We start from the raw sequence: 10,484 nt of genomic DNA on the forward strand, positions 1-10,484 counted from the left end.
TTATCAGAAAGGAGTTATTGCTTCAGTATGACGGAAAATAACCTGCAGCCGGTTCATTCGTTTGATCCGGTTATCGACGAACAAGCATCCATCCTTATTCTAGGATCGATGCCAGGCGAGGAATCCTTGCGCAAACAGCAGTATTATGCCAATCCGAGAAATCATTTTTGGACGATGTTGTATTCGATATTTGACAAGTCGTTCGAAGAGGATTATGAAAAGCGTCTAGCGTTCTTGAAGTCAAAGAGAATTGCCTTATGGGACGTGATTGGTCAATGCATCCGGCCTGGAAGCCTCGATTCCAGCATTACTGAGGAGCAGGTGAACGATTTTACGACGCTGTACCATAATTATCCTAACATCCGGTATGTATTGCTGAACGGAACAAAGGCTTACGATACATATTTAAAAAAAGTAGGAAAAGACGATAACAAAACGTACGTCAAGCTTCCTTCCTCAAGCCCAACACCGGGGAGAAATGTGAAATCGCTAGAGGAGAAGATAGAGGCCTGGCGTGTGATTAAAGATTGGACAAAATCAACGTCATGACTTAAAGGAGCCATGTCCATGCTGTACCATTTCAGCGAAGTTCCGATGATTACCTCATTTAAGCCGAGACATTCCGAGGCGTACCCGGATTTACCCCCTGTGGTTTGGGCGATCGATCAGGAACACACGCCTCATTATTATTTTCCCCGTAACTGCCCCAGAGTGATCTATTGGATCGGAGAACAAGCAACAGCCGGGGACCGAAAGGAATAATTCGGAAGTACATCGGCCCATAAGATTATGGTTGTTGAAAAGAGCTGGTTGGAACGAATTCGCAGCACTTCGCTCTTTGTGTATATTTTCCCGGAGGATCCGTTTGAATTATTTGATGACAAAGCCGGATACTACATCGCTCAGGAGGAAGTCGAACCGATTTCTGTAGAAGCTGTCGAAGATTTGCTCATGCGTCTTAAGCTTAAGGAATATGTTGAACTTCGGTTTGCCTCTAATTTGAATCCGATTCGAAAACGTGTCTTGGCCTCTAGCGCGCATTATTCCATCATTCGCTTTGCTTATGCTGAGCCTTGGAAGGGAACATAAAATGAAAGGAATCCTCATATGGACATTGGATTTTATGTAAACGTGACACTAGCGCTACCTATCATTATATTAATCCTCATCGTTGTCATTAAAACCATCGTAAAGCGAGAAATTCGAGAACATCGATATACTCCATTTGATTACATCATGGGGCAAACTCCAATCGAATATTATGAAGAAAAGAATGAAAAAGAAGAGGAAAGCGAGCAGGGAGACGATAAGGATAAGCCCTCCTCAAATTCCGCCATCGCGGCAGGTGAACAACCATTCACCTGTTTTTTTGTTGGATTAGAACCTCAAAAAATTACAAATAAAACACAATTGCATTCCCTTTTCAGGCTTATTGTAAGCCTTTACAATGTTTTTGCGGGCACGGAAAAGGAGGGATATGAATGCAGCAGACATGGAAGTGGGTGAAAGCGGTCCTGTTATGGATGGACAGGATTGTAGAAGCCTTTGCACTACTGGCGTTAGCAGCTATGACTGTCATTGTGACGCTGCAGGTATTCACACGTAAGCTCTTTAATTTTGTGTTCTTTTGGTCAGAGGAAATTACGCTGCTGCTGCTGATCTGGTTTTCATTTCTCGGAATCGCGATTGGGTTTCGCGAGAAGCTGCATCTTGCGATGGATTCACTGGCCAAACGGCTTCCTCAAACGGCAGATCGAATATTGGATAAATTCATTTCGTTCTGTACCTTGCTGTTTGGCGGATTCTTGGTATTTTACGGATGGGATTTCACCGTGCTCATGCATGCCAATCGCATGTCCGCTACCGAATGGCCGGTCAGTGTGATGTATGCCGTCATGCCGATTACAGGGGTACTGATCGTCTTTTATTCCTTGTTACACCTCGCCGGAATTCGGACGTCGCGCCACGAGGAAGTTGATGAGGGGGGATTGGATTGAGTACGACGGCTGCCATGATTTTACTCACCGTCTGTTTTGTCGGGTTGATCCTGCTACGGTTTCCGATCGCGCTCGTACTGGCCTTATCTTCGCTGATTACGGCGGTTGCGCTAGAAATCCCGCTGGCGGTCATCGGTCAAACGATGGTGCAGGGAATGAACTCGTATGCGCTGCTCGCGATACCCTTCTTCATTTTAGCGGGACAGATTATGAGCGAAGGAGGACTGGCACTGCGGTTGATTAATTTGGCCCAGCTGTTCGTTGGAGCGATCCGCGGCGGTCTCGCTATGGTGAATTGTGTAGCCTGTATGCTGTTCGGCAACATCAGCGGCTCTGCTGCGGCGGATGTATCCTCGATCGGTTCGGTGATGATCCCGATGATGAAGAAGAAAAAGTACGATGCGGATTATTCCGTCGCGGTGACTTCGTCGGCTGCGATTCAAGGGGTGGTCATGCCGCCCAGTCATAATATGATTTTATATGCTTTGGCTGCAGGTGGTGTCTCGATCTCAAGCCTCTTTCTCGCGGGGATTGTGCCTTGTTTGATGCTGCTTGCAGCACTCATGACGACCTCTTATGTGATTGCCCGTAAAAGAGGTTACGAAAAAAGCGAGCCCATACAATGGAAGCAAGTGCCGCGTATCGTCCTAGACGGCATTCTATCGTTATTCACTGGCGTCATTATTCTCGGCGGGATTTTAACGGGATGGTTCACGGCGACAGAATCGGGGGCACTCGCCTGCTTGTACGCCTTTATTCTAACGTTCTTCGTATACCGGGATATCCCGCTGTCACGTGTCAAGCTCATTTTCACCAAATCGTTTCGTACGATTGCGATGGTCTTGTTTTTGATTTCCGCTTCCAATGCGTTCGCTTGGATTTTAACTTACTTGCAAATTCCCTCGCTGCTCACCGATATGTTTTTACAGATTTCCGATAATCCGTATATGATCCTGCTGATCATCAATGTGCTGCTGCTAATTCTTGGTGCACCCATGGATATGGCACCGCTCATTTTAATCATGACTCCGATTTTGTATCCGGTGGTGACCGAGCTTGGGATGGATCCGGTTCATTTTGGCATCATCTTAATTCTGAATTTAGGAATTGGTCTGATTACTCCTCCGGTAGGCACGGTATTATTCGTTGGCTGTGCGATCGGCAAAGTATCGATTGAGAAAGGAACGAAAGCGCTGCTGCCGTTTTATTTCGCGATGATTGCCGTACTGCTGCTGCTGACATTTGTGCCTTCCATTACGTTATGGCTGCCGAATCTGTTCGGAAGTTCCTGACATCGTTAAGTTGTGATCCTTTTTCGATAGGAATGTAGGGCAAGCCCGTGCGTCGAATGGATTTTATTAAAAATGAAAAGGGGAGATTGGTGTGCATCAACCATGGTTTAGAAAAGGTTTAGCGCTGAGTATGCTGCTGCTGTTCACCTTATTCTTGTCGGCTTGTGGCGGAAATAATGATACAGAGAATTCGAAGGGGAATAAGGGAGCGAAGGACGAGGGTCCGAAATATACGTTTCGGTTAGCGGAGGCTCATCCGGCCGATTATCCAACGACGAAAGGCGATCTCAAATTCGCAGAGCTGGTCAATGAAAGGACGAACGGAAGAATTACGATCGACGTGTTTCCGTCTGCGCAATTAGGGGAAGAAAAAGCGGCCATCGAGCAGGTACAGCTTGGAGCGATTGAATTTACCCGGATTAGTTCGGGACCGCTGGCCGAATTCAATAAAGATTTTGGCGTGTTCAGTCTCCCGTACATCTTCGACAATGATGAGCATGTGTGGAGATTTTTAGAAGGAGATATGGGAAGACAGCTGTTGGACAGCTTGGAGGACTCGAGGTTGAAAGGATTGGCTTATTACAGCTCAGGTTCTCGAAGCTTTTATTCGACGAAGGAGCTAAACGGCACAGATGATTTGAAAGGACTGAAAATACGCGTGCAGCAAAATAAGCTGAATATCGATATTATCGAAGCTTTAGGAGCAAGTGCGACGCCGATGCCGTACGGAGAAGTGTTCAGTTCACTGCAGACCGGAGTCATCGATGCAGCGGAAAACAATTATCCCAGCTACTATTCGAGTAAGCATTACGAGGTTGCCCCCTATTATATTACCGACAGCCATCAGCGGGTACCCGAGGTGCTCATGATGTCCAAGACGGCTTGGGATAAGCTTTCGGAGGAGGATCAGCAAATTATTCAGCAGGCTGCGCTGGATTCAGTGGCATATCAGCGGGAAGAGTGGGATAAATATGAGAAAGAGTCCGAGCAAATGGTTCGTGACGCTGGTGCCACGATTACAGAAGTGACGGATGTGAAGCCGTGGCAGGAAGCGGTGAAGCCCGTGATTGAAAAATATCGCTCGGAATACAGTGAAATTTTAGACGCCATCGATCAAGCCCGCTAAACTGGTTTGTCACGGAAACGCCCTAAGAAACTTATCAAGATGAAGAGCGGCTTTCGCAGCGGTGGTGCTGTATTTCAATCAAATCCGAAGGTGATATGAATGCGATGGAATCGAAAAAACCTTCAAAGCGGCATGATGAAATACGTACTGCTGCGCGACCGCTCTTTAATGACGAAGCTGCTTGCCTATTTCGTGCTCTTGGTCGTGCTGCCGCTGCTGCTGGTCGGCCTCCTGTCATACCGGGAGGCTTCCGGCGTATTGGAACGGGAATCGAGGCAGTACAGCTGGCAAATTCTCGAGCAGGTCAAGATTTATATGGAGGATTATTTGCGGGATTTTGAAATCAGCACGTTGAAAATATTGAATCATGCAGATATGGTCAACTATTTAAAGGTGAAGACTGTAGAAGAAGCAATGGATTCGGATTTGAACCGGGCCGCACGCAATGTACTTAAGAATGCGGCTTATTCCCGTTCGGATATCGCGAATATTACAGTGATATTAGATGGAATACAAACGATCAGCTCAACGGTAGATTTGGATCCCGAAGCAATCCAGTCGCTGTCCAAGCAATATTGGTATGATCAGATTCCTGTTCAGGGTGAGCTGATGATGGTCAGCCGTGTGATTCCTTACAAGGACAGGGAGGAGCCTGTTATCTCGATTATGAAGCGGATTGTCAGCCCGCATACGCTGGAGCCATTCGGTCTGCTCATCATTGATTTGAATTACAAACGAATTCAAGAGGTTGTTCAGAAGGTGACATTCGATCGGACGGGCTATCTGTATATTATGGATGCATACGGGCGTTATGTTTACCATCCGGATTTATCGCTCGTCGGCAAGAAGGTGGAACGAAGGCTGAGCTTAACGGCTGTGCCGGGAAGTACTGGATATCAAATTGCAAGGGAAGGGGAGAAGACGTATCTCACCTTTACGGATAGCAGCACCTTGAAATGGAGGCTGGTCGCTTCGATCCCGTATAAGGAATTGATGAGCGGCACGAAATTTATTGGCCGTACGATATTGCTGATCACCGGTCTTTTTATGCTGATCGCCTATGTGCTGGGTATCGGTTTGGCGGCTAGTCTTGTGAGGCCGATTCGACGGCTATACCGCCATATGAAGCAGGTGGAGCTGGGGCGGTTGTCCGAACGAGTCGAGGTGCAATCGATGGACGAGATCGGATTGCTGTCTCACGGCTACAATCAGATGCTGGATCGGCTGTCCCGGCTCCTGGAAGAAATATATATTTCCAAGCTGAAGGAAACCGAGTCCACATTACGCTATAAAGAGAGCGAGCTGAAGGTGCTGCAGTCACAGATTAACCCGCATTTTCTATATAATGCGCTGGAGACGCTCCGCGGCATGGCACTGGAGAAGGACATGGAGGAGATGGCGGCGATGACCGCATCCCTCGCAAGACTGCTGAGGTACAACGTGAAAGAAGGCAGTCCGGTAGTCACCATTGAGCAGGAGAAAATGATTGCCGAGCAGTATTTGCGCATTCAACAATTCCGATATGAGCATAAGCTGACTTACCGGTTGGCGCTTCCTGATTGGGTGCTGCAACAGCAGACGGTAAGGTTCACGCTTCAGCCGCTGCTGGAGAACTGTATCACGCATGCGCTGGAGCCGAGTGCAGAAAAGATCGAAATTGATGTGGGTGCAGAGAAAATAGAGGATGACGCTTTTGAATTGGTCGTTCACGATACAGGGACAGGAATCGGCGCTGTGCGGCTGCAGCAAATTAATCAGATGCTTCATGAAGAGCAGGAGCCGTCTCATATTGGCCATCATCATATCGGTCTCATGAATGTACACTGGCGAATTCGTCATATCTTCGGTGAATGCTTTGGCGTGAAGGTGGAAAGTGAATCAGGAGAAGGGACGAGAGTGCGCGTCCGTTTGCCTTTACGAAAAATCGCCGATTGTGATGAGAGAGAGGAGAGGGATGCGAGTGTATCGGTTATTGCTGGTGGAGGATGAACGATGGGTTCGGATCGCCTTGAAGAAGACGCTGGAAAAGGTGAATTTGCCTATTCAAGTTGTTGGAGAGCTTAGTCATGGGTTGGAAGCGATCGATTGGTTGAAAACCAACCAAGCGGATTTAGTCATCACTGATATTCGGATGCCCTTTATGGACGGCATAAACCTGCTTGAGATGCTCCAGGAGCACAGCAGTCATCCGGATGTCATGATCATCAGCGGCTATGATGATTTCAGCTATGCACAAAGGGCGGTACGTCTCAATGCAGTCGATTATTTGCTGAAGCCGGTGGAGGCCGGAGAATTAAAAAGCAGCCTGCAGAAATGGCTGGACCGGCGAGGAGCGTTTTCCATGAAGGAAGGTGAAGCTGTACGCGGAGAGCTGTCTCCGGTCGGACAAATTCTCTCTTATATTGAATCCGCAGGGGATGTCCATATGTCTCTAGCGGAGGCGGCCGAGAGGGTACATCTGAATCCCAGCTATTTCTGCAAGCTTTTTAAACAAACAACCGGGATGAATTACAAAGAATATGTTGCGGGGCTGCGCATGAAGGAAGCAGAGCGCTTGTTAGACACCACTTCTCTGCGGGTATGTGAGATTGCGGAGCGTCTCGGGTATCGGGATCAGGCTTATTTCAGCAATCAATTTAAGAAAAGAACAGGAATGAATCCAACGGAATACCGCAAAAAACGCGAACTTATAAAGCATATGTAAAGATATCACTGAAATACAGAATTCAAAGCTTCAAAGCTTGGATGAAGAGACGAGAAACCTCATACCTATCGCAAGCATAAGGGGCATGATTACCTCAGAGAAGGTAATCATGCCCCTATTAGTCGATGAGAGTCAATGGTGCAAATATCTTATTTCGGTTGGTATAGATCGTGATCTACGTAACGTTCGCCGTTGAGCTCACTGATGACATTAATCGCGACTTTGCCTCCGTCTCCGGCCGTAATGATGCCATGAACGCTAACGCCTGCAACGGTACCCGCAGCCCATGCATTGTCCACGTTGGTCCTGCCTTGGCTGTCTGCTTTAATGACCGTCTTAATACGAGGCTCCGTACCCTCGGTCGTTTCTACGCCAAGCTTTTCTGCGAGTTCCACGGACAAGCCTGTCGCGAAGATGATGTGTTTGGCTTCATAGGTTTGGCCGGAAGCGGTAGTAACCATGAACCCGTCCGCTTGTTTCTTTACATCGGCGGCTTCCTCAGAGATAAATTCCGCACCGAGACGCTTGAGTTGACGAATGCCCGTTTCGATTAAATCCGGTCCGTTCGTTTCCTGAATGCCGTAGAAGTTTTCAAACCATGCGCGTTTTGTCATTCCTTTGTCGTGATCAAAAACGACGGTTTTTTTGCCTGCTTTGGCGGTGAAAATAGCTGCGCTGGCACCTGCTGGGCCTGCCCCGATGATGGCGATATCATACATGACCATTCTCCTCTCTTGTCTCATCTTTACAGTGCTTATTATCACACTTCTGGACAAAGATCTCAATATGAAGGTTGGATATACGTACCAGTTCATCCTGCATATATCGGTCAGCGTTATAAAAAATATCGGAACCTTTTGTTGTTGTTTCCGTTATAATTAAGGATGTTTATAAATCATAGATTAGGAGAGGAATCGATGAAGAAGCTCATTTATTTACTCGGTCTTACTCTTTTATTGCTGTTCACGGCTGCGGCATGCGGCACGACTGAGAATGAGAACGCGGTAAATGATAGCAGCAGTGCACAGCAAAATAATCAAGCAGGCGATGTTCATGAAGCAGCTCCTGAAGACGAACAATCAGGGAGTTCGGAAACTGGGCCGCCAACCGGCGCTGAACAAGAAGAGGGAAGCGGAACGGGCGGATTTTTGTGGAAAGCGAGCCATCAAGGGAATACGGTTTACATGCTCGGATCCATTCACGTAGCAACGGAGGACTTTTATCCTCTTCATGAAAAAATAGAAGCGGCTTTCGCCGAGTCCGATGTTTTGGCTGTGGAAGCTGATATCGTTCATGTTAACGCGTTCGAATTGCAAAAAATGATGGATGAATTGGCAGCGTATCAAGATGGAACGACTTTGGCAGATCATCTTCCTGCCGAGCTTTATGAAGCGTTGCAGAACGAATTCAAGCAGTTTGGCATTTCTCTCGATATGTTTAGCGGCTATGAACCATGGTATGTTCAAATGCTGCTTGAAAATCTGCAAATCATGCAGCAGGGCTACGATGCTACACTCGGGATTGACTATCATTTTCTAGAGCAAGCCGGAGAACAAGGAATGGACATTGTAGAGCTGGAGGGAACACAGTTTCAATTAGAAATGTTCGACCAGCTTTCACCAGAGATTCAATTCATGCTGATTGAGTCCACGCTTCAGGCGGAAGATCAAGAACAGGACGACAGCATGGAGCAGCTCGTTGAATATTGGAAGGTTGGCGACGAGCAGGGAATGGCAGAAATCCTGCTGGAGTCGACCGATGATAGTCCAGAAATGGAACAATATATGAATATACTGCTGGACGAAAGGAATGTGGGCATGGCCGATAAAATTGAACAGTTTCTGACGAGCGATGAACCCGCAAGCTACTTCGTCGTGGTCGGGGCCGCACATTATATCGGAGACGACAGCATTATTTCGATTTTGAAGGATAGAGGCTATGAAATCGAAAAAGAAATTGAACAGCCTGAATAAAGCTAAAACTAGAACTGAGGAATGGGGAAACCCATTCCTTTTTTCTTTAATATCAAATCAATTTCATAATACCTTCAGCAGCTTTAATCAAGACTACTTGTTGTATCGAACGGTTCAATCGATCCATATGTAGTTACAAATTCGGTATTTAGATCATTTATGAAATGGATTGTTCCATTATCCATTCAGGTTGCATTTCTAATAGAGCGAGAGTAGAGGCAACGCTCGTTTGACAGATACTGCATTGGCAAAGTAAAGTGAAATGGAAGAATCTCCAAATTACTATAGGTTGATACATCATAACAATATATTCAGTGATAAGAATGGAGGAGGAATGGGCTATGGATGTCATCACAGCCATTGAAAAACGTCGTGAAATTACTCATTTTAAATCGGAATCAATTCCTCAGCAACTGCTGGAGACGTTGATACGGTCGCTGTATCTTGCACCGAGCGGCAACAATTTACCTTCTCGGGAGTATATCTTGGTTACGGATCGAACGAAGCTTCAAGCGCTTGCACCAACGAGTCCATATATGAAATGGCTGGAGGAGGCAGCAGCAGCTATTGTGATCATTAGCGAGCCGCAGGTGAGCAAATATTGGCTGCAGGATGCCTCGATTGCAGGTGGATTTGCTTGGCTGACCGCGGTGTCTTTAGGTTTGGGGGCAGCATGGGGAGCCGTGTATCATGCTGAGGATGCAGAAGAATCAGAGCGCCGCGAAAACTACGCTAGAGAACAACTGGGTATACCTGACACATACCGAGTTGTGGCGATCATCGGTTTGGGGTATCCTTCAGTCGAACCCGCCCCTAAAGAAATGGTTTCTATGGATAGAGTGGTCCATATGGGGCAATTTGGGCACCGGCAGGAAAGATAGAGAAGTATACCCGAATTAAGCCGATATTTTTTATATTGGAAGGATCGTAGGTTAAGGAATGACGGAAAAAGACGCCCTTGAGTTGTGTGTGAAACGATGAGGAGAGAGGTGGATCAGGAGTGACGGAAAGGAATCAGGATATCATCATTTATCCTAAGCTGGGAAAGCTGCTGCTGATCTCTTTTATTTTTGTCGTGATTGGCATCGTTCTAATTGCTACGGGGATGAGCCAAGAAGATTCATCCGTGCTATTCGTTGTGATGGGTATCATTTGCACATTGTTTTTCGGTTTATGTCTTACGTATGTGACTCACAAATGGTTTAAGCGAACACCTGCACTTATTGTGTATAACCGCGGCTTGATCGATCAATCTTCTTGGATTCAAGGAGCCATTCCTGTAATGAAGTAATTTGCTCTTTGAAAAGAAAAAGCGCCTCCTGTATGCTGGGTCTCGGAATGGTTCGACATTCACTGCCCTAATTGAAGGAGGACGCTCAATATGAAGTATAA

11 protein-coding genes and 1 pseudogene are annotated in these 10,484 nt (G+C 46.8%); 11 read left to right on the forward strand and 1 reads right to left on the reverse strand.

Annotated features, from left to right (window positions below):
- Window positions 1-27: 27 nt before the first annotated feature.
- The 8 genes and pseudogenes from ACFPXP_RS14835 (at window position 28) to ACFPXP_RS14870 (ending at window position 7,119) form a co-directional block, all read left to right on the forward strand.
- Window positions 28-549: a DNA-deoxyinosine glycosylase gene (locus tag ACFPXP_RS14835; RefSeq protein WP_379895092.1), complete on the forward strand. Its 522-nt coding sequence runs from the start codon at window positions 28-30 to the stop codon at window positions 547-549.
- An 18-nt stretch (window positions 550-567) separates the two neighbouring features.
- Window positions 568-1,089: pseudogene (locus ACFPXP_RS14840) on the forward strand (DUF6886 family protein).
- Between the two features lie 18 nt (window positions 1,090-1,107).
- Window positions 1,108-1,506, forward strand: coding sequence for a hypothetical protein (locus ACFPXP_RS14845; protein ID WP_379895093.1), 399 nt, complete (start codon window positions 1,108-1,110; stop codon window positions 1,504-1,506).
- Window positions 1,482-1,997, forward strand: a complete 516-nt coding sequence (locus tag ACFPXP_RS14850) for a TRAP transporter small permease (RefSeq protein ID WP_379895094.1) — start codon at window positions 1,482-1,484, stop codon at window positions 1,995-1,997. Before ACFPXP_RS14845 ends, ACFPXP_RS14850 begins: the two co-directional genes overlap by 25 nt.
- A 14-nt stretch (window positions 1,998-2,011) precedes the next feature.
- Window positions 2,012-3,289, forward strand: a complete 1,278-nt coding sequence (locus tag ACFPXP_RS14855) for a TRAP transporter large permease (protein ID WP_379895107.1) — start codon at window positions 2,012-2,014, stop codon at window positions 3,287-3,289.
- 91 nt (window positions 3,290-3,380) lie between these two features.
- The gene (locus tag ACFPXP_RS14860; RefSeq protein WP_379895095.1) at window positions 3,381-4,415 is read left to right on the forward strand and encodes a TRAP transporter substrate-binding protein; all 1,035 of its coding nucleotides are present in this window, start codon (window positions 3,381-3,383) and stop codon (window positions 4,413-4,415) included.
- Window positions 4,416-4,514: 99 nt separating this feature from the next.
- Window positions 4,515-6,404 carry a sensor histidine kinase gene (locus ACFPXP_RS14865; RefSeq protein WP_379895096.1) on the forward strand — a complete coding sequence of 630 codons (1,890 nt, stop codon included), beginning with the start codon at window positions 4,515-4,517 and terminating at the stop codon, window positions 6,402-6,404.
- On the forward strand, window positions 6,376-7,119 hold the full coding sequence (locus ACFPXP_RS14870; protein ID WP_379895097.1) for a response regulator transcription factor: 744 nt from the start codon (window positions 6,376-6,378) through the stop codon (window positions 7,117-7,119). Before ACFPXP_RS14865 ends, ACFPXP_RS14870 begins: the two co-directional genes overlap by 29 nt.
- A 149-nt stretch (window positions 7,120-7,268) precedes the next feature.
- On the opposite strand, the gene ACFPXP_RS14875 is transcribed toward ACFPXP_RS14870, so the two are convergent.
- A complete protein-coding gene (locus ACFPXP_RS14875; protein WP_379895098.1) occupies window positions 7,269-7,838 on the reverse strand; it encodes an FAD-dependent oxidoreductase in 570 nt (189 codons plus the stop codon).
- A gap of 198 nt (window positions 7,839-8,036) precedes the next feature.
- On the opposite strand from ACFPXP_RS14875, the gene ACFPXP_RS14880 reads away from it, so the two are divergent.
- From ACFPXP_RS14880 to ACFPXP_RS14890, 3 genes are all read left to right on the forward strand, one after another.
- Window positions 8,037-9,092: a TraB/GumN family protein gene (locus ACFPXP_RS14880; RefSeq protein ID WP_379895099.1), complete on the forward strand. Its 1,056-nt coding sequence runs from the start codon at window positions 8,037-8,039 to the stop codon at window positions 9,090-9,092.
- 341 nt (window positions 9,093-9,433) lie between these two features.
- Window positions 9,434-9,973, forward strand: coding sequence for a nitroreductase family protein (locus ACFPXP_RS14885; RefSeq protein ID WP_379895100.1), 540 nt, complete (start codon window positions 9,434-9,436; stop codon window positions 9,971-9,973).
- A 119-nt stretch (window positions 9,974-10,092) separates the two neighbouring features.
- Window positions 10,093-10,383, forward strand: a complete 291-nt coding sequence (locus tag ACFPXP_RS14890) for an STM3941 family protein (RefSeq protein ID WP_379895101.1) — start codon at window positions 10,093-10,095, stop codon at window positions 10,381-10,383.
- Window positions 10,384-10,484 lie beyond the last annotated feature (101 nt).

The sequence above is a fragment of the Marinicrinis lubricantis genome (genome assembly GCF_042658665.1).
Lineage (GTDB): Bacteria > Bacillota > Bacilli > Paenibacillales > KCTC-33676 > Marinicrinis > Marinicrinis lubricantis.